This is a genomic window from Streptomyces endocoffeicus (genome assembly GCF_016741935.1).
Classification (GTDB): domain Bacteria; phylum Actinomycetota; class Actinomycetes; order Streptomycetales; family Streptomycetaceae; genus Streptomyces; species Streptomyces endocoffeicus.
The window spans coordinates 141,673-159,195 of record NZ_JAERRG010000006.1 but is presented as its reverse complement, the minus strand read 5'-3'; the positions used below and the strand labels follow the sequence as shown (position 1 = coordinate 159,195).

Here is a 17,523-nt window from a genome sequence, read left to right as displayed (position 1 = left end):
GACTCGGTTCGCCTTCGTCGCCTTCGAAGGGAGCGTTTCCGTGTCCGTCACATCACGCGCGTCGGCTCCGGCGCCGCTGCCCAGACATCGCGACTGCCCCTTCGATCCGCCCGGTGCCTACGCGGCGCTGCGGGAGGACGGCGGGGCCAGTCGGCTGGCCTTTCCGGACGGCAAGGTGGGCTGGCTGCTCACCCGGCACGAGGACGTGACGCGGCTGCTGTCGGACGACCGCTTCAGCTCGGACCGCCGCCGCGCCTCCTCGCCGGTGCACGCGTTTCCGGTCCGCCCGGACGACCGCCGCATGCTGGGCTCGTTCATCGGCATGGACCCGCCCGAGCACACCCGCTACCGGCGGCTGCTGAGCACGTGGTTCACCGCCCGGGGGCTGCGGGGGCTGCGGCCGCGGATCGAGGAGATCGTCGAGGACCACCTGGCCGCGATGGAGCGTGCCGGTCCCCCGGCCGACCTGGTGACATCGTTCGCCCAGCCGATCCCGTCACTGGTGATCTGCGAGCTGCTGGGCGTGCCGTACGAGGACCGGACCGACTTCCAGCGGTGGGCCACCGTGCTGCTCCGGCTCGGCCGGCGCGAGGAGGAGGTCTACGCGGCCCGGGACGCGCTGTGGGAGTACATGCGGGGGCTGATCGACGCCAAGCGGCAGCGGCCGGACGAGGCGCTGCTCTCGCGTCTCGTCAACGGCGACCACGGCGCGCCCGGCGGCCCCGGCAGCGCCACGGCGGCCGGGCTGACCGACGAGGAGCTGACCGGTGTGGGGCTGCTGCTGCTCGTCGCGGGGCATGAGACGACGGCGAACATGCTGGCCCTGGGCACCTACGCGCTGCTGCGCCACCCCGAGCAGTCGCGCGGGGTGCGCGAGCGGCCCGAGGTGATCGACCACGCGGTCGAGGAGCTGCTGCGGTATCTGACCATCGTCCAGTTCGGGATCGTACGGGTCGCCCGGGAGGACCTGGAGATCGCCGGGGCGCGGGTACGGGCCGGGGAGACGGTGGTCGGGGCGCTGGCCTCGGCCAACCGGGACGCCGCGCGGTTCGCCGCCCCGGACGCCCTGGACATCACCCGCGACCCGGGCGATCAGATCGCCTTCGGCCACGGCGTTCACCAGTGCCTGGGCCAGCATCTGGCGCGGCTGGAGATGCGGACCGGCTACCCCGCCCTGCTGCGGCGCTTCCCCACGCTGCGCCTGGCGGTGCCGCCCGACGAGGTGCCGCTGCGCCACGACATGCTGATCTACGGAGTCCACCGGCTCCCGGTCACCTGGGACCGTGCCGTCGGTTAGGCGGCCGGCAGGTCCGCCCACCAGGTGATGCCCTCATGGCAGGTGCGGCTGCCGTGGCGCGAGGACAGCGCGGTGACGATGCCGAGCCCGCGGCCGTGCTCATCGGGCTCGATGTCCTCGTCCGCCCGCTGGTCGGCGGGGATCGGGCCCCCGTCGGTGACCTCGATGCGCAGGCCGGCGCGGCCCTCGCACTCGGTCCAGCTCAGCCGCAGCACGGCCGGGGGCAGGGCGTGCAGGATCGCGTTGGTGACCAGCTCCGAGATCACCATGAGCGCCTCGTCGACCCGGTCGGCCGGCAGCTCCCATGCGGACAGCAGCGCGTGCGCCCGCCGCCGTACGGTGGCGACGGCCTCGCAGATGTGCGGGACGGGCAGGACATGGTCGCCGGTCTCGTCCGCCGAGGGCCGGGCCGGGGCCGCATCGCGCTTCGCCGCCGGCGGCCGGGCCGGGATTTCGGCGCGGGCGGCCCCCGACGCCATCAGGGAGTCCGGGAAGTCCGGGTCCGGCGCCTGGGAGCCGATGAGACGGACGTCGGTGAGATCGACGGTCCCCGCGGCCTGCCCGGTCACGCCGTGCCTGGTGATACCGGGCACGGTGACGCCGGGCGTCGGCAGGCTCAGTTGTTCCGCCACGTCTCCTCCTCTCCAAGCCGGGTTGTGCCTCTCTGCCGGGCGCCCTTCGGGGCACCTTTCGGCATACTGCTCTTCTTGTCCCGATACGGACGCTATGGGCGCCAACCGCCGGGGTCAACGAACCCGGGTCGGCATTGCCGAACGTTCGGCGTCCACGCCGACAGGCTGTGCCACTGGCCGAAGAGCTACGATCGCGACATGGCCGGCCCGGTGCAGTCCATCGAGCGGGCGGCGGCGATCCTGCGGCTGCTCGCCCAGGGGTCCGGTCGGCTCAGTCTGGGCGAGGTGGCGGCCTCGCTCGGCCTCGCGAAGGGCACCGCCCACGGCATCCTGCGCACCCTGCAGAGCGTCGACTTCGTCGAACAGGACAAGGCGACGGGGAAGTACCAGCTCGGCGCGGCGCTGCTGCACCTGGGGACCAGCTATCTCGACATCAACGAGCTGCGGTCCCGCTCCATCAACTGGACCGACGCCCTGGCCGCGCGCAGCGGTGAGGCGGTCCGCCTCGGGGTGCCCCTGGAGGGCAAGGTCCTCATCGTCCACCACGTCTTCCGGCCCGATGACACCTTCCAGACCCTGGACGTGGGCTCGCTGCTGCCCCTGCACGCCAGTGCGCTGGGCAAGATCTTGCTGGCGTACGGGGCGACTCCCCTGGAGCCGCTCATGGAAACCGAACTGGAGAGCTACACCCGGCACACGCTCGACTCCCCCCAGCGGCTGAGCCGGGCGCTGGCCGAGATCCGCGACACCGGGTGGGCGTTCGCGGCACAGGAAATGATGATGGGCGAGGCGGATATCGCCGCGCCGATCCGCGGACAGGGCGGCCTGGTGGTGGGCGCCGTCGGCATCTCCGGCGCCATGGACCGCCTCTGCGACAGCAAGGGACGGCCGCACGGCTCGCTCGTCGGGCTGACGCGCGACGCCTCCCGGGCGATCTCCCGCGATCTCGGCGCGACCCGCTGGTGATGCCCCATGCCCTGCTCCAACCCGCCCGAAGGCAGGCCAGGCCATGGTTGAACGCTATGTGATGTCCATCGACCAGGGCACCATGTCCACCCGGTGCATCCTCTTCGACCACCAGGGACGGCTGGTCTCGGTCGGCCAGCGAGAACATGAGCAGTACTTCGCCAGGCCCGGCTGGGCCGAGCACGACCCCACCGAGATCTGGTCCCATCTGCGCCGTGTCGTCGTCCCCCGGGCCCTGGAGGGCGCGGGGATCCGGCCCGAGCAGATCGCGGCGATCGGCATCGCCAATCAGCGCGAGACCACGGTGGTCTGGGACCGGCGCACCGGCGTTCCGGTGGGCCGCGCCATCACCTGGCAGGACACCCGTACCAGCGGCTATGTCGAGGAGCTGCGGCGGACCACCGGTGACGACTTCTTCCTGGAACGCTGCGGTCTGTCGCCCACGACCTACTTCTCCGCGCCCCGGCTGCGCTGGCTGTTCGACCATGTCGACGGCTTGCGCGAGCGCGCGGAGCGCGGCGAGGTGCTGTTCGGCACCATGGAGAGCTGGCTGATCTGGAACCTCACCGGAGGGCCCGACGGCGGACTGCATCTGACCGACGCCACCAACGCCAGCCGCACCATGCTGATGAACATCCGCAGCCTGGCCTGGGACGATGAACTGCTGGCCTATTTCGATGTGCCCCGGGCGATGCTGCCGGAGATCCGCTCCTCCGCCGAGTGCTACGGCATGGCCCGCGCCCTGCTGCCGGACGTCCCGATCTGCGCCGCCCTCGGCGATCAGCAGGCGGCGCTGTTCGGGCAGACGTGCTTCGCCCCCGGCGAGGCGAAGTGCACCTATGGCACCGGCAGCTTCCTCCTGGTCAACACCGGCACCGAGCTCGTACGGTCCCGGCACGGGCTGCTGACCACGGTGGGCTACAAGGTCGGCGGCGAACCGCCGGTCTACGCCCTGGAGGGTCCGATCGCCGTCACCGGCTCGCTGGTGCAGTGGTTCCGCGACCGCCTGGGGCTGATCCACAGCGCCCCCGAGATCGAGACCCTCGCCCGCGGCGTCGAGGACAACGGCGGCTGCTACATCGTCCCCGCCTTCTCCGGGCTGTTCGCCCCGCACTGGCGCAGCGACGCGCGCGGGGTGATCGTGGGGCTCACCTCGTACATCACCAGGGGGCATCTGGCCCGGGCCGTCCTGGAGGCCACCGGGTGGCAGACCCGGGAGGTGGTCGACGCCATCAACGCCGACTCACCTCGGCCGCTGCGCGGGCTGAAGGTGGACGGCGGGATGACCTCCAACAATCTGCTGATGCAGTTCCTGGCCGATGTCCTGGACATGCCCGTGGTGCGGCCCATGGTCTCCGAGACCGTCTCCCTCGGCGCCGCCTACGCCGCGGGGCTCGCCTCCGGCTACTGGCCGGATCTGGAGGGGCTGCGCCGCAACTGGCACCGCGCGGCCCAGTGGATGCCCACGATGGACCCCGCGCGGCGGGAGGCGGAGTACGAGAACTGGCGGCGGGCGGTCGAGAGGTCGCTGGGCTGGGCCGCGTCGTAGCCCGGGGCATATGCCTCCATGGACCGCGGAGGAATCGAGGCGGAACGGGACGTGTGAGTTCCCTGAGGCGGGGTATTCGAGCCAGCCGCGGCTGTTCACTCGAGCCGCTCTGGGACCCAGAAACCCATGAAGACCCAAAACCCGATCCATGGACGGAATCATGACCAGCCCTTCCGATGAAAACGTCTCCGCCACCCAGCAGGCCCTAGGCGAGCTGGCGGCCGACCGGGCGGACGAGTCGGCGCTGAACACCCTTGCCAACAGTGAGGTCCTCCTCCCTTCCGCCGAGACCGGAGAGGAGACGGACCCGCAGGCCGTGACCCTGCCCGTGTTCCAGCAGGAGGACGGCGCGCAGCTGGTACCGGTCTTCACCACTCCGGCCCGGATGCACCAGGCCCTGCCCCAGATCGAGCGGTACCACCTGGTGCCGCTGGGCGCGCTGGCCCAGGGATGGCCCTCCGAAGAGCTCTCGCTGACCATCGACGCGGGCGCCCCGGAGGCCGTCACCCTCTCGGCCAACGGCGTGCGGAGCCTGCTCAGCGGCTCCGGCCCGGCCGCCTGACCCTCCCGCGGCGGCCCGTGCTCCCGCTTCGTACGGGCACGGGCCGCGGCGACGCCCGATCCCGGCGGGCCGTTCGCTGATTGGCCACCGTCCCGACTCATCGTCTACCGTCCCGTGGACAACCGATCACGGAAAGACACCGGCGGGACGGACCACGTGAGCGCGATCAACATCGGACAGGCCGTCGTTCTCGGCGTCGTGGAGGGGGTCACGGAATTCCTCCCGGTCTCGTCCACCGGCCACCTCAAGATCACTGAGGGGCTGATGGACATCCCGGTGGACGACAAGTCCGTCGTGGCCTTCACCGCGGTGATCCAGGTCGGCGCCATCGCCGCCGTCCTGCTGTACTTCTTCAGCGACATCCGCCGCTTCGCCACCGCATGGGCGCGGGGGCTGGTCAACCGCGAGGAGCGGTACCACCACGACTACAAGTTCGCCTGGTGGGTCATCTACGCCACGATCCCCATCGTGGTCGTGGGCCTGGCGGCCAAGCCGCTGATCGAGGGCCCGCTCGCCTCCCTGTGGGTGGTGGCCGCCTCGCTGATCGTGGGCAGCGGGCTGATGTGGCTGGCCGACCGGATGGGCCGCCACAAGCGCGGGGAGGACGACACCAGCGTCAAGGACGCGATGCTGGTCGGCTCCTCGCAGATCCTGGCGCTGCTCTTCCCCGGCTTCTCCCGCTCGGGCGCCACGATGGCCACCGGCCTGATGCTCGACCTGGACCGGGTGGCCGCCACCCGGCTCTCGTTCTTCCTGGGCATTCCGTCGCTGACCGGCGCGGGGCTCTACGAGCTCAAGGACGCCATGGGCGGTGGCGTGGGCGCGATGCCGCTCGCGGTCGGCACGGTGGTGTCGTTCGCGGTGGCCTACGCCTCCATCTCCTGGCTGCTGAAGTTCGTCGCCAAGCATTCGTTCAACGCCTTCGTGATCTACCGGATCGTGATCGGTGTGGCGCTGTTCGGGCTGCTCGGCACGGGCGTCCTCAGCGCCTGACGCCGTCCCCCCAGCGGCTCGCCGGATAGTCGACATAGCCGCCCGCCCCGCCGGTGTAGTACGTGCCCGGGTCGCCCGCCGCCAGCTCGCGGTCCAGGGCGAACCGGGCCACGAGGTCGGGGTTGGCCACGAAGTGGGTGGCGTAGGAGACGGCGTCCGCGAGCCCGGCGTCGATCAGCGCGTTGCCGGTCTCCCGGTCGAAGCCGTGGTTGGCGATCAGCGGGCCGTCGAAGCGGCGCCGGTAGCGGGCGAAGGGGTCATGGTCCGGGGCGGCGCCCGGCGCGGCGGGGGCCGGCCCCCGCAGATGCAGATAGGCCACGGGGTGGTCGCACAGCTCCGCCACGAGCGCGTCGTAGTCGGCGAGCGTCCGCTCGTCGGCGGTGAACCGCTCGGCGGTCCAGTACGGCGACAGGCGCACGCCCACCCGGCGGCCGTCCCAGGCCGCGGCCGCCGCGTCCACGATCTCCATCAGCAGTCGCCGCCGCCCGGCCGGGTCGCCGCCGTAGGCGTCGCGGCGGCGGTTCAGCCGTGGATTGAGGAACTGCGGGATCAGGAACGGGCCCAGGGCGTGCACCTCGACGCCGTCGAAACCGGCGCGGCGGGCGTTCACCGCGGCCGCGCCGTACTCCGCCACCGTGTCCCGGATATCGGTGGTCGTCATCTCCCGCGGGGTGACCGTGGCCTTGGGCCCGCCGGGGGTGTAGGTCCGCTCCCGGGGGTCGACCGCCGACGGACCGGCCGGAAGGGCGCCCCCGAGGTGGTCGGGGTGCGAGGCGGCGCCGGTGTGCCACAGCTGCAGCACGATCCGGCCGCCGAGGGCGTGGACGACGTCGGTGACCCGGCGCCACCCGCCGATCTGCTCCTCGCTGTGGACACCGGGGACGTTCGGGAAGCCGATGGCCCGCTCGCTCACCCAGGTCCCCTCGGTGACGATCAGCCCGGCCCCGGCCCGCTGACCGTAGTAGTCCGTGTGCATACCGTTCGGGACCAGCCCCTCGCCCGTGGCCCGGGCCCGGGTCATGGGGGCCATCACCACCCGGTTGGGCAGCCGGAGGTCCCCCAGCTCCACCGGGCGCAGCAGCGGCTGGTCCAGGACGGTCGAACAGGTGGTGGTCATGATGTCTCTCCTCGTCACCTCTGCCGCGTGGGATACGTCGTGGTTACGTCTGAGGAAGTGACGGAGCGCGGCGAGGAAAGGTGACCGATGGACGGGCGGAAACCGGGAAACGAACACCGGCACCCACAGGACGCGCTGGCGGAGCGCTTCGAGACGCACCGCGGCCGGCTGCGGGCGGTCGCCTACCGGATGCTCGGCTCGCTCAGCGAGGCGGACGACGCCGTACAGGAGACATGGCTGCGGCTCAGCCGCGCGGACGCCGAGGCGGTCGGGAACCTGACCGGCTGGCTGCGGACGGTCGTCTCCCGGATCTGCCTGGACATGCTGCGCTCCCGCACCGCGCGCCGGGAGGAACCGGTCGGCCAGGAGCTGCCCGAGATGGCCCGGGAGACCGGGGACGGCGGCGGTCCGGAGGACGAGGCGGTGCTGGCCGACTCGGTCGGCAGGGCGCTGCTCGTGGTGCTGGACACGCTGGGCCCGGCCGAGCGGATCGCCTTTGTGCTGCACGATGTGTTCGCGGTGCCGTTCGACCGGATCGCGCCCATCGTGGAGCGCTCACCGGTCGCCGCGAAGAAGCTCGCCAGCCGCGCCCGCCAGAAGGTGCGGGGCGTCGCGGCCGTGCCCCGCGCCGAGTTGGACCGGCAGCGGCGCACCGTCGACGCCTTCCTCGCCGCCGCGCGCGGCGGCGACATGGAGGCGCTGCTCGCGGTGCTCGACCCGGATGTCGTCCGGCGTGCCGACCGCGCCGCCCTGCCCGAGGGGGTGCCCACGGTGGCCCGCGGTGCGCGGGCGGTGGCGGAGGAGACCGCCGGTTTCGCGCCGAGGGCGCGGTTCGCGGAGCCCGCGCTGGTGAACGGGTCCGTAGGGGTGGTCGTGGCCCCGCGCGGCCGGCTGCTCCTCGCCCTGACCGTCACCGTCGAGGACGGGAGGATCGCCGCGTACGAGGTGATCGCCGACCCCGTGCGGCTGGGCCGTCTGGAACTGGGCCTGCTCGACGACGTACGGCCTCACGTAGCCTCGGCCCATGGGTGACTTACTGCCGTATCTGATCGTCGCCGGTGTGCTCGCCGCACTCATGAGCCTCCTCGGCTGGGTGGCGTCCCTCGCCCGGCGCCGTGGTGCCACCGGCGCGGCCCTGCGGGCGGCTCTGGCCTCCCACGACGAGGCGTTCCGGGTGACCGCGTATGACTCCCACCACGAGATCCGGGCGCAGGCGGAGCGCAAGGCACCGATCCTGTCCCCCGACGGTCAGTGGACGCCGAGCCGCCTCGGTCCGGAGGGCCGCCGGCCCTCCGGACCCCGGGCTCCCCGGGCCCGGCGGGGGCTGCTGCGCCGGTGGGGCCGCCGGGTGCGGGGACGCTGAGGGCCCGGCTGGGCTTGGACCGTGTCGTGCGTGGTGAGACGGACGTCGAGCTGTGCGTGGGGCGGGGTGGGCGAGGGCGGTATCTCCGGCAAAACCCGTCAGCCGAAGGGCAGTCCGGTATGCGAGATCTCGTGCTTGAATACCTGGTCGTCCCTGATGTCGACGGATACGGAGGGGCGCGGTGCCACCGCCCGGAAGGCGTCGAGGGCCTCCTGCGACTCCCAGTGCTCGAAGTTGTTCACGCGGCCCGGCTCGATCGGATCGGGCGAGATGGACAAGTCGAGGCAGCCTGGCCGGCTGCGGGCCGCCTCCACGATGGGGCGGTGCCCCTCGACGAAGCGGTCCCTCTCCTTGGGGTCCACATACAACTTACCGGCGACAATGACCGACACGCCGCTCTTCCCTTCTCTCGCATCCCCGGGGACGCAGCCCCGGGAAGGGCCGGCCGAATCGCCGCAACCCACGTGTGTGGACTTCCGACATCCGCGAAACTCATCGCCCGGCCCGTGGTGCCGCGCGATCGCGGTGCCCTGCCGTTCACGCATCCCGGATATCGCGGAGAGCGGTCCGCGCTTCCCCATGCTCGTCACTCAGGCCCGATACGTGCTCACAGCGGTATCCATTCGCTGGAGGTGGTGACCTCGTTGAGGACATCGGGCAGCGGCTCGACGCCGAGGCCGGGGCCGGTGGGGACCTCGAGGTGGCCGTCGGTGAGGACGAACGGCTGTGTGATGTCGGTGGCGAAGTAGCGGCTGGAGCCGGAGGTGTCGCCGGGGAGGGTGCAGCCCGGCAGGGCGGCCAGGGCGACATTGGCGGCGCGGCCGATACCGGTCTCCAGCATGCCGCCGCACCAGACGGGGATGCCATGGGCGCGGGCGAGGTCGTGGATGCGGCGGGCTTCGAGATAGCCGCCGACCCGGGCCGGCTTGATGTTGATGACGGAGCAGGAGCCGAGAGAGATGGCCGCCGCGGCGTCGGCGGCCGACTTGATGGACTCGTCCAGGCAGATCGGGGTGCGCAACAGCTTCGCCAGTTCGGCGTGCTGGACCAGGTCGTCGTCGGCCAGCGGCTGTTCGATCAGCAGAAGGCGGAAGTCGTCCAATTGGGCGAGGTGTTGTGCGTCGGCCAGGGTGTAGGCGGCGTTGGCGTCGACTTGCAGGAGCAGATCGTCATCGAAGCGCTCGCGCACGGCGCGTACGGGTTCGACGTCCCAACCGGGCTCGATCTTCAGCTTGATCCGGACATAGCCCTCGGCGAGGTATCCCGCCACGGCGTCGAGGAGCGCGGGCACGGAGTCCGTGATCCCGACGGAGACACCGCAGGGCACCCGGTCCCGGGCGGCACCCAGATAGCCGCCGAAGGACTCGCCGACGCCGCGGAGTTGGGCGTCCAGCACCGCTGTCTCCAGCGCGGACTTCGCCATGCGGTGGCCCGTGAAGGGCTCCAGGAGGCGACCCACCGCCTGCGCGTCCAGGCCGTCCTTCGGCAGGGCGGGGATGAGGAACCTGCGCAGGACGTCCTGCGCACCGTCGACGTACTCGGAGCAGTAGCGAGGTTCGGACATGGCCGCGCACTCGGCCCAGCCCTCACGGTCGGCGGTGACGACACGGACCAGTAGCACATCGCGGATGGTCTCCACGCCGAAGGAGGTACGGAACGGGGCGACGAGCGGCATCGCGATCCGCCGCAGCTCGACGCCGGAGATCTTCGTCTTCATGACTGGTGGCTCCTCTGCAGGCGGGTCAGGAACGGGGTGTCGTGCGCTGGACCACGTAGCGGCGGCGTTCGTGGAAGCCGACGACGCGGGCGCCTTCGGCGAGCAGGCCGCCCAGGGTGTGCCGTACGGCCAAGCGCCAGGCCCGGGCGGCGCCGGGATCCGTGCGGCGCAGGGCCTCGATGTCGTCCGGGAGGTCGATGAGTACGGTGCCGGCGTCGGTCGCCGCGGTCTCCGGGCGGCCATGGTGGTTGCGGAGGCCGTGCGCGGCGCCGGGAGGCGGCTCGATCGTTCCGAGTGGGGCGGGCGCGGTGAGGTCCCAGGCGGCCAGGACCCGGTCGGACTCGTCGCCGGCGTTGAGGGCGTCGTCCATCGCACCGTAGAAGGAGGTCAGGTACTCCTCCGGCCGGGCGCCGAGCTTGACCAGGTTGAAGTAGGCGTTGCGGCGGATGAGTGGGTCGTAGGTCCAGGTGATGCGCCGTAACCGACGGGCGAGTGCCCACTGCCGCTGGTGCGTCTTGAGGGCAAGGCCCGCGCCACGCCCCATGACGGCGCCGGTGATGTGCGAGTGCAGGCTGGTGCCCATGGGCTCGCCGAAGAAGGCGACGGAGGCCCCCACCAGCCGGTCGTCCTCGTACGCTCCGGCCACGTAGTTGCCGGAGTGGGACAGGGCCCGCATGACCTCGGCGGAGATGGGCGAGCCGCTGCCGGGGGCGGTCCCCCAGATGTCGGCGTAGAGGAGATTGACGGCGTCGAAGTCCTCCATGACGTGGAGTTCTCGGACAGTCGGTCCGTTCATCGCAGCGCTCCGACGAGATGGGCCAGCAGCCGGGCACGGGCCGGCATGGTGGCGGTGATGACGTGTTCGTGGTCGGCGTGCGCAGCGTCGCCGACCGCACCGAGGCCGTCGAGCGCGGGGCATCCGGCCGGAACCGCGGCTCCAGGGCCCTGATGAGCCGGTCGACCGCCTGCCGCGCCGCCGGATCGGGCACGCGCACGTCCACGCTCAGCCCGGCCCGCGCGGGTACGGCGTTGTTCGAGGTGCCGGCCCGCGTCACCGTGGGAGTGACGGTCGTCCCGGGCCGGGGAGAAGCGGTCATCATCGTGCGGCACGGGGTGAAACCTCCAGAGGCGGAACGGCTGATGGGCCGGACGCAGGACACGCGGGGCTCCGTCGGGCTTGCGCCGGCGTCAGCCCATGTGGGTGGTCATGAGCCGTCGCAGGTTCCCGCCCAGGATCTTCAGGACGTCCTCCTCGGGCAGTCCACGGCGGGTCATCGCCTCGGTCACCAGGGGCAGGTCGGCCGGGCCCGCCAGGCCGGGGAAGTCGAACAGGGGGTCCTCGTCGTCGGTGTTCTCGCAGCAGGGTGGGGTGAGGTCCGCCATGACCTCGCGGAGAAAGTCCGAGCCGAGGCCGACGTGGTCGATCCCGGCCACGGAGGCGATGTGCTCGATGTGGTCGACGACCCGGTCGACGTTCACCTTCGCCTGGTCGTCGGTGAGGAAGTCCGGGACGAAGTTCACGCACACGACGCCGCCGGTGTCGGCCACCCCACGGATCTGGTCGTCGGTGAGGTTGCGGTGGTGGTCCCGCAGGGCGCGGGCGCAGGAATGGGTGGCGATCAGCGGGCGGGTGGTGAGCTCAAGGACATGGGCGACACCGCTCTCCCCCAGGTGGGAGATGTCGAAGAGCATGCCCAGGCGCTCCATTTCCCGCAGCGCCTCGATGCCGGGGAGGGTGAGCCGGCTGCCGGTGGCGTTCTCCCGGCTGCCGTCGGCGAGCGGGGTGCGTCCCCAGTGGGCGATCGAGGCGATCCGCACCCCGAGCCGGAAAAGGGTGGAGAACAGTTCGACGGAGGTGTCGACGCCCGGTGCGCTCTCCAGCGCGAGAACGAGGGCGATCCTGCCCTCGGCGAGGGCCCTGTCGATGTCCGCACCGTTGCCGCACAGCGCGACCTGGTCGGCGTTGGCCTCGGCGAGAACATGGCCGCACTCGACCATGCGGAGGGTCTGCCGCAGCGCTCCCTCGGGGCGGTACTGGTCGTCGACGAACACCGGCAGCACCTGGATGTCCACGCCGCCCGCGCGCAGTTGCGGCAGCCACCGGTCCCGGAAGTAGCCGCCCCAGCGCTTCGCGGGACGGGCCGCGACGGCCATGAGGAGGTCGTTGTGGGCATCGGCGACGACGGCGCGGTGACGCGGATTCAAGGACACGGCGGAGCCTTTCGCGGGGACGGGAGCAGACGTGACCCCGGCATACCTGCGGAGGGCTCGGGGAACGTGTCCTCAACGTACGCACGGTGAGCCCCCGCGCCTTGGTCTCGCAGAACAAATCAGCCGGTCGTCGCTTGGACGTGTGGACAAGGGCTCCGCCGCATAACAGATCGGATGAGACGGCCTGTTGGCCAGGCGTACAAACCATGGGTGAAATCCCTTGCCAGGCGCTGCATGCCCAGGGCCGGCCCATGCCCGATGCTGTGCGCAACCGGTTGCGCCGCACGTAACCGCACGGGATGAAGGAGACTTGATGCGACGTAGGACCAGCGTTGTTGCGGCATTGGCGGTCATCGTCCCTCTGCTGGCCGCTCCCGCCGCGTCGGCCGCGGCACCGGGGTGTGACACGAAGCCCATGGAAAAGGCGTTGAAGGAACTGAGCAGCGCCGACGCCTCGGGGATCAGCGTGACGGTGAAGAGTCCACGCTGCGGTGTGCGGAACGCCGGGGTCGGCCTCGCCGACCTGAGGACGGGACGTAAGGTCGTCGGCGATGAGCACAGCCGTATTGCCAGCAACACCAAGACCTGGGTGGCCACGGTCGTGCTCCAGCTCGTCGGCGAAGGCAGGATCAAGCTCGATGACACCGTCGACCACTATCTGCCGGGTCTGATCCGCACCAAACACTATGACGGGCGCAAGATCACGATTCGGCAGCTGCTGCAGCACACCAGTGGCCTGCCCGATTACCTGGACGCGCCATACTGGGAGGACGAGGTCGCGCACCGCTGGGATCACTTCGAGCCCCTGGACACGGTCCTGCAGGCGTTGACTCTGCCTACAGCCGACAACAGCACTCCGCACCGCTTCTCCTACTCCAACACCAACTACAACCTGGCCGGCCTGATCGTCACCGAGGTCACCGGCCGAAGCATCAGCACCGAGATCAAGAAACGGATCATCAAGCCCCTCGGACTGCGCCACACCTCCTGGCCGGGCGACCGGACCACGCTCCCCAAGCCGGACCTGCGAAGCTACGTGGAGCGGTCCGGGAAAGTGCTGGACTGGACGGAGTGGAACGTCTCCGCGGCCGACGCATCCGGTGCGCTGGTCTCCACCGGTGCCGACGTCACCACCTTCTTCACCGCGCTGATGTCCGGGAAGCTGCTGGCCCCGGCCGAGCTGGCCGAGATGAAGCGGACCGTTGCGGACCCCGAGGAGAGCGGCGGGCGGTACGGCCTGGGAGTCGAGCGATATGAGAGCACCCCGGGCTTTGTCACCTGGGGACACAGCGGCTTCATGGAGACCGGCCACAAGCTCAGGAACGCTGTCACCGATGACGGCCGGCGGGCCGTGACGCTGCTGATCGGCTCGGAAGAGTTCAAGGAGGAGAAGGTGGACTCCATCCTCCGCGAACTCATCCGCGACCTGCGCTGACGGGGAGCGGCTGTCAGGAAGCGGCTGTCAGGGAGCGGCTGTCAGGGACCATCCGACCTGTCAGGGACCATCCGACCAGGAGCCCTCGGCCAGAACCCTCAACTGCAGCCAAAGGACCAGCCGTTCGTCGGGGTCCGCCAGGTCGATCCCGAGCTGCCGGCCGACCTGCTTCAGACGGTAGCGGCAGGTGTTGGGATGGACGGACAGCGCCTTGGCCGCGCCTGCCACATCACAGCCCGCGTCGAACCAGGACACCAGGGTGCGGGCGTAATCGGTGCCGTGCTCGGCGTCCGCCGCCAGCACCCGCCGCCAGGCGCCCGCCCTCAACTCCCGCCGCTCCCCCATCACATCGCGGAGCCGCAGCAGCGTCACCCGGGGACGCACCTCGGCTACGGTGGCCACCGGCAGATCGTCGTTCAGCAGCCGCAGGACCAGGTCCGCGTCCGCACGCGAGTCCGCCACCTCGCCGAGGTCGGGCACCACCTCGCCGAGCGCCGCCCGTACCGGCACCCGCAGCGACCGCCCGGCCCGGCGCACGATGTCCTCCGCCAAGTGCCGGTGCCGCCGGTCGGCCGTCCTCTGCTCCTGCGTCATATGCTCCCCGCCCTGCTTCCCGCGTGCCGGCGCGGGAAGCAAGGCGTACACCACCCCGTCCAGGAGCACGCACCCATGCTGCCCGTGGCGGGCCTCGCACTGAAGGCGCACGACGTCCAGCAGCCTGAGCAGGGCCCGCTCGGCGTCCGGCACACTCGCCGATGAGTCCAGCACGAACGCGGCCACCCGGACCGCGTCCCACCCCAGGCGGTGCGCCGCCGTCGAAGCATCCGCCGAACCCTCCAGCAACCGGCGTACCAGGTAGGTGTTCTGATCGCGAGCCAGTTCCCGGGCCACGCGGGCGCGCAGCAGAAGCAACGCCGCCGTGGACGCGCCCTGGGCCAGGGTCTCCTCCACGCCCGCGGCCAGCGTGCCGCCGTCGACCACCCAGATCGAGCCGAGCGTCTCGCCACCGGCCCGCACCGCGACCGCGAGCCGCGGCAGGTCTCCAACGGTGAGCGGAGGCAGCCGCACCGGCCCGTCCGAGCCGAACACCAGCCGGACCTGGTCCTCGTTCGCCACGCCGTCCGGGACCCGAAGGCCGAGGATGCCCTGGCGGCGGTCCTCATCGACCGGCTGACCGGGCACCGTGGAGTAGGCCAGAATCCGCTGGTGCGGGTCCTCCACAGACGTGGCCCCGCCGGTCGCCGCCGCAATCGCGTCGGCCAGCGCGAACAGGTCATCCGGCCCACCTCCGGGGGCGGACCGGGCGCCGATCGCCGAGGCCAGCATCAGATACACATGGTGCCAGGACACCTCCTCGTCGACCGACAGCAGCGCCACACCATACGCTTCGGCCTCCCCGACCGGCCCGTCCGCGCCCCGCACCACGACCCCGGTCACCCCGGCCGCCGCCGCGGCCGACACCAGCGACCCGGCCGCGACTGCCCGCACCCCGACCGCCAGCAGCAGAGCCCCGGGCGCATGCGGGAGCGGGACGTGCGCGTCATACAGCAGCACCTCGGTGACCGGGGTGGCGGGGCCGGCGGGCGCGGTGTGGAGCCGCAGGGCCAAGCTGCCGACGAGGTCGCCGAGCGTACAAGCGTTCAAGGGTGCTCCTCAAAGCCCCGGCCCGGACGGGCCGCTGCCCGGAGAGGATATTTCGTTTCCCGCGAGCACCCGGCCGAGCATAGGTGCGGGGGCCGCCGCCGGGGAGGGGCACCTCGGCCGTGACGGCGAAAGGGAGCGGAGCCCCGGTCTGGGGTCTGGGGTCTGGGGTCTGGGGCGGAGCCCCAGTTGTGGGAAGGGGCGGGGAGGGGAACAGCCCGCCGCAGGCGTCACCACACGTCGGACGCCCCTAGGACGCCGCAGCCACGGGGTAGTCGGCTCCGAGCGTGACCTCGCGCCAGGTGTCGAAAGTGGCCCTGAGGGAGTCCAGCCGGGCCTGGGCGATGTCGTAGGCGGCCTTGCCCAGCAGCAGCCGCAGCGGGGGTTCCGCCGCCTCCACCGCGCCGATGATGGCCTCGCTCGCGCGGACCGGGTCGCCGGGCTGGTGGCCGTAGGTGGCGAGGGTGCCGGCGCGCCGTGCGCCCGCGGTCCCGGCGTAGTCGTCGATGGTGGTGGCGGACTGGCACATGGAGGGGCCGGACCAGTTGGTGCGGAAGGCGGCGGGCTCGACGATCGTCACCTTGACGCCCAGCGGGGCCACCTCGGCGGCGAGCGATTCGGACAGGCCCTCCACGGCGAACTTGGTGGCGTGGTAGTAGCCGGTGGCGCCGAAGGCGGCCAGGCCGCCGAGGGAGGAGATGTTCACGATGTGGCCGGCGCGGCGGGCGCGCATGCCCGGCAGCACCGCGCGGGTGACGTCCACCAGGCCGAAGACATTGGTGTCGAACAGGGCCCGGACCTCCTCGTCCTCGCCCTCCTCGAGCGCGGCGAGGTAGCCGTAGCCCGCGTTGTTGACGAGTACGTCGATGCGGCCGAAGGCGGTTTCCGCCTCCTTCACCGCCTCCGCCACCCGGGCCTTGTCGGTGACGTCGAGCGCCAGGGCCAGCGCGCGGTCCCCGTGACCGGCGACGATGTCGGCCACCTGCCGGGGGTCGCGGGCGGTGACCACCGCGCGGTGGCCGTGGCCGAGGACGGCGGTGGCCAGGGCCCGGCCCAGACCGGTGGAACAGCCGGTGATGAACCAGACGGGCGAGTCGTTGACGGTCATGCGGATGTGTCCTTCGTCGTGGTGGTCATGGGGTCGTGGGGCGCCTCCACCATGTCGGCGGTGAGGCTGCCCAGCAGGGCCAGCGCCTGCTCGGACGGGCTGCCCGGCTCGGCCTGGTAGACGATGAGCTGCTGGCCGGGGGCGCTGTTCACGGTCAGTGCCTCGTACTCCAGTGTCAGCTCACCGACCAGCCGGTGCCGGAAGCGCTTGGTCTCATGGGTCTTCTGGCGGATGTCATGGCGGGCCCACAGCCGCCGGAACGACTCGCTCTTCAGCGACAACTCACCGACGACGGCGATCAGTTCCGGGTCCTCGGCGTCAATGCCGGCCGCCGCGCGGAGCCCGGCGACGGTGTTGACCGCCACCCGCTCCCAGTCGGGGTAGAACTCCCGCGCGTCCGGGTCGAGGAAGACCAGCCGCATCAGATCCCGGCTGTGGGTGTGCCCGTCGAAGAGGGCCCTGCCCAGGGTGTTGTGGGCCAGTACGGTCAGACAGCGGCCCAGGACCACGGCCGGGGTCCGCGGCCAGCCCTCCATCATCCGCAGCAGGGTCGGGCTCACCCGCTCCCGCCGCGCGGCCGGGCGGCGCCGGCCGGGGGCCGGGCGGGCCAGCCGGTGCAGATGGGCGACCGCGTCCTCCTCCAGCACCAGCGCCCGGGCCAGCGCCTCGACCACCTGCGCCGAGGGATGCCGCTCCCGGCCCTGCTCCAGCCGTATGTAGTAGTCGGTGCTGACCCCGGCCAGCAGGGCGACCTCCTCCCGGCGCAGCCCCGCCACCCGGCGCCGGCCTGCGTGCAGGATGTCCACGTCCTCGGGCCGCACCCGTTCACGGCGGGCGCGCAGAAAGCGCCCCAGAGGGTTCTCGCTGTCCATGAAAGCGAGCGTAGACCGGGGAAAGCACGGTCAGGGCCTCGTAAGGTGGCCGCGCTACTC

General features: G+C 71.7%; 17 protein-coding genes and 1 pseudogene. 8 read left to right on the top strand and 10 right to left on the bottom strand.

All coding sequences use genetic code 11. The annotated features are described in order from the left end of the window. The first annotated feature begins 40 nt into the window (after positions 1 to 40). Positions 41 to 1,297 carry a cytochrome P450 gene (locus tag JK364_RS17320; protein WP_201851992.1) on the top strand — a complete coding sequence of 419 codons (1,257 nt, stop codon included), beginning with the start codon at positions 41 to 43 and terminating at the stop codon, positions 1,295 to 1,297. Here JK364_RS17320 and JK364_RS17315 read toward each other — a convergent pair. Beyond that, a complete protein-coding gene (locus tag JK364_RS17315) occupies positions 1,294 to 1,929 on the bottom strand; it encodes an ATP-binding protein (protein ID WP_307841311.1) in 636 nt (211 codons plus the stop codon). The two genes, JK364_RS17320 and JK364_RS17315, sit on opposite strands and share 4 nt — an antisense overlap. A 198-nt stretch (positions 1,930 to 2,127) precedes the next feature. Here JK364_RS17315 and JK364_RS17310 point away from each other — a divergent pair, with 198 nt between their 5' ends. From JK364_RS17310 to JK364_RS17295, 4 genes are all read left to right on the top strand, one after another. Next, the gene (locus tag JK364_RS17310; RefSeq protein ID WP_201851991.1) at positions 2,128 to 2,895 is read left to right on the top strand and encodes an IclR family transcriptional regulator; all 768 of its coding nucleotides are present in this window, start codon (positions 2,128 to 2,130) and stop codon (positions 2,893 to 2,895) included. A 43-nt stretch (positions 2,896 to 2,938) separates the two neighbouring features. After that, a complete protein-coding gene (gene glpK / locus JK364_RS17305; protein ID WP_201851990.1) occupies positions 2,939 to 4,444 on the top strand; it encodes a glycerol kinase GlpK in 1,506 nt (501 codons plus the stop codon). 160 nt (positions 4,445 to 4,604) lie between these two features. Further along, complete coding sequence (locus JK364_RS17300; RefSeq protein ID WP_069872347.1) at positions 4,605 to 5,006, top strand: SseB family protein; 402 nt, start codon at positions 4,605 to 4,607, stop codon at positions 5,004 to 5,006. Positions 5,007 to 5,162: 156 nt separating this feature from the next. Next, on the top strand, positions 5,163 to 5,999 hold the full coding sequence (locus JK364_RS17295; protein ID WP_201851989.1) for an undecaprenyl-diphosphate phosphatase: 837 nt from the start codon (positions 5,163 to 5,165) through the stop codon (positions 5,997 to 5,999). Here the strand turns inward: JK364_RS17295 and JK364_RS17290 are convergent. Continuing rightward, the gene (locus JK364_RS17290) at positions 5,989 to 7,116 is read right to left on the bottom strand and encodes an alkene reductase (protein WP_201851988.1); all 1,128 of its coding nucleotides are present in this window, start codon (positions 7,114 to 7,116) and stop codon (positions 5,989 to 5,991) included. The genes JK364_RS17295 and JK364_RS17290 overlap by 11 nt on opposite strands. Before the next feature lie 87 nt (positions 7,117 to 7,203). On the opposite strand from JK364_RS17290, the gene JK364_RS17285 reads away from it, so the two are divergent. After that, positions 7,204 to 8,148 carry a sigma-70 family RNA polymerase sigma factor gene (locus tag JK364_RS17285; RefSeq protein ID WP_201851987.1) on the top strand — a complete coding sequence of 315 codons (945 nt, stop codon included), beginning with the start codon at positions 7,204 to 7,206 and terminating at the stop codon, positions 8,146 to 8,148. Beyond that, on the top strand, positions 8,141 to 8,479 hold the full coding sequence (locus JK364_RS17280) for a hypothetical protein (protein WP_201851986.1): 339 nt from the start codon (positions 8,141 to 8,143) through the stop codon (positions 8,477 to 8,479). The genes JK364_RS17285 and JK364_RS17280 overlap by 8 nt, the downstream gene beginning before the upstream one ends. A gap of 98 nt (positions 8,480 to 8,577) precedes the next feature. On the opposite strand, the gene JK364_RS17275 is transcribed toward JK364_RS17280, so the two are convergent. From JK364_RS17275 to JK364_RS17255, 5 genes and pseudogenes are all read right to left on the bottom strand, one after another. Continuing rightward, positions 8,578 to 8,871, bottom strand: a complete 294-nt coding sequence (locus tag JK364_RS17275) for a putative quinol monooxygenase (RefSeq protein ID WP_201851985.1) — start codon at positions 8,869 to 8,871, stop codon at positions 8,578 to 8,580. Between the two features lie 215 nt (positions 8,872 to 9,086). After that, positions 9,087 to 10,196 carry an o-succinylbenzoate synthase gene (menC, locus tag JK364_RS17270; RefSeq protein ID WP_201851984.1) on the bottom strand — a complete coding sequence of 370 codons (1,110 nt, stop codon included), beginning with the start codon at positions 10,194 to 10,196 and terminating at the stop codon, positions 9,087 to 9,089. Between the two features lie 25 nt (positions 10,197 to 10,221). Beyond that, positions 10,222 to 10,992, bottom strand: a complete 771-nt coding sequence (locus tag JK364_RS17265; protein WP_201851983.1) for a GNAT family N-acetyltransferase — start codon at positions 10,990 to 10,992, stop codon at positions 10,222 to 10,224. A gap of 205 nt (positions 10,993 to 11,197) precedes the next feature. Continuing rightward, positions 11,198 to 11,293: pseudogene (locus JK364_RS55320) on the bottom strand (hypothetical protein); the annotation flags it as partial. A gap of 91 nt (positions 11,294 to 11,384) precedes the next feature. Next, positions 11,385 to 12,407 (bottom strand): dipeptidase, encoded by a 1,023-nt coding sequence (locus JK364_RS17255; protein WP_201851982.1) that lies wholly within the window; start codon positions 12,405 to 12,407, stop codon positions 11,385 to 11,387. A gap of 313 nt (positions 12,408 to 12,720) precedes the next feature. On the opposite strand from JK364_RS17255, the gene JK364_RS17250 reads away from it, so the two are divergent. Then, positions 12,721 to 13,842, top strand: coding sequence for a serine hydrolase domain-containing protein (locus JK364_RS17250; protein ID WP_230992092.1), 1,122 nt, complete (start codon positions 12,721 to 12,723; stop codon positions 13,840 to 13,842). A 60-nt stretch (positions 13,843 to 13,902) separates the two neighbouring features. On the opposite strand, the gene JK364_RS17245 is transcribed toward JK364_RS17250, so the two are convergent. The 3 genes from JK364_RS17245 to JK364_RS17235 form a co-directional block, all read right to left on the bottom strand. Then, the gene (locus tag JK364_RS17245) at positions 13,903 to 15,486 is read right to left on the bottom strand and encodes a PucR family transcriptional regulator (RefSeq protein ID WP_201851981.1); all 1,584 of its coding nucleotides are present in this window, start codon (positions 15,484 to 15,486) and stop codon (positions 13,903 to 13,905) included. A gap of 247 nt (positions 15,487 to 15,733) precedes the next feature. Beyond that, complete coding sequence (locus JK364_RS17240; RefSeq protein ID WP_201851980.1) at positions 15,734 to 16,591, bottom strand: oxidoreductase; 858 nt, start codon at positions 16,589 to 16,591, stop codon at positions 15,734 to 15,736. Then, complete coding sequence (locus JK364_RS17235; RefSeq protein ID WP_201851979.1) at positions 16,588 to 17,463, bottom strand: helix-turn-helix transcriptional regulator; 876 nt, start codon at positions 17,461 to 17,463, stop codon at positions 16,588 to 16,590. Before JK364_RS17235 ends, JK364_RS17240 begins: the two co-directional genes overlap by 4 nt. Between the last annotated feature and the right edge of the window lie 60 nt (positions 17,464 to 17,523).

Excerpts from the sequence above, each read along its gene's own strand:
- JK364_RS17310 (WP_201851991.1), top strand. The coding sequence starts at position 2,128 with ATGGCCGGCCCGGTGCAGTCCATCGAGCGGGCGGCGGCGATCCTGCGG.
- glpK (WP_201851990.1), top strand. The coding sequence starts at position 2,939 with ATGGTTGAACGCTATGTGATGTCCATCGACCAGGGCACCATGTCCACC.
- JK364_RS17300 (WP_069872347.1), top strand. The coding sequence starts at position 4,605 with ATGACCAGCCCTTCCGATGAAAACGTCTCCGCCACCCAGCAGGCCCTA.
- JK364_RS17290 (WP_201851988.1), bottom strand. The coding sequence starts at position 7,116 with ATGACCACCACCTGTTCGACCGTCCTGGACCAGCCGCTGCTGCGCCCG.
- JK364_RS17285 (WP_201851987.1), top strand. The coding sequence starts at position 7,204 with ATGGACGGGCGGAAACCGGGAAACGAACACCGGCACCCACAGGACGCG.
- JK364_RS17280 (WP_201851986.1), top strand. The coding sequence starts at position 8,141 with ATGGGTGACTTACTGCCGTATCTGATCGTCGCCGGTGTGCTCGCCGCA.
- menC (WP_201851984.1), bottom strand. The coding sequence starts at position 10,196 with ATGAAGACGAAGATCTCCGGCGTCGAGCTGCGGCGGATCGCGATGCCG.
- JK364_RS17265 (WP_201851983.1), bottom strand. The coding sequence starts at position 10,992 with ATGAACGGACCGACTGTCCGAGAACTCCACGTCATGGAGGACTTCGAC.
- JK364_RS17250 (WP_230992092.1), top strand. The coding sequence starts at position 12,721 with ATGCGACGTAGGACCAGCGTTGTTGCGGCATTGGCGGTCATCGTCCCT.
- JK364_RS17240 (WP_201851980.1), bottom strand. The coding sequence starts at position 16,591 with ATGACCGTCAACGACTCGCCCGTCTGGTTCATCACCGGCTGTTCCACC.
- JK364_RS17235 (WP_201851979.1), bottom strand. The coding sequence starts at position 17,463 with ATGGACAGCGAGAACCCTCTGGGGCGCTTTCTGCGCGCCCGCCGTGAA.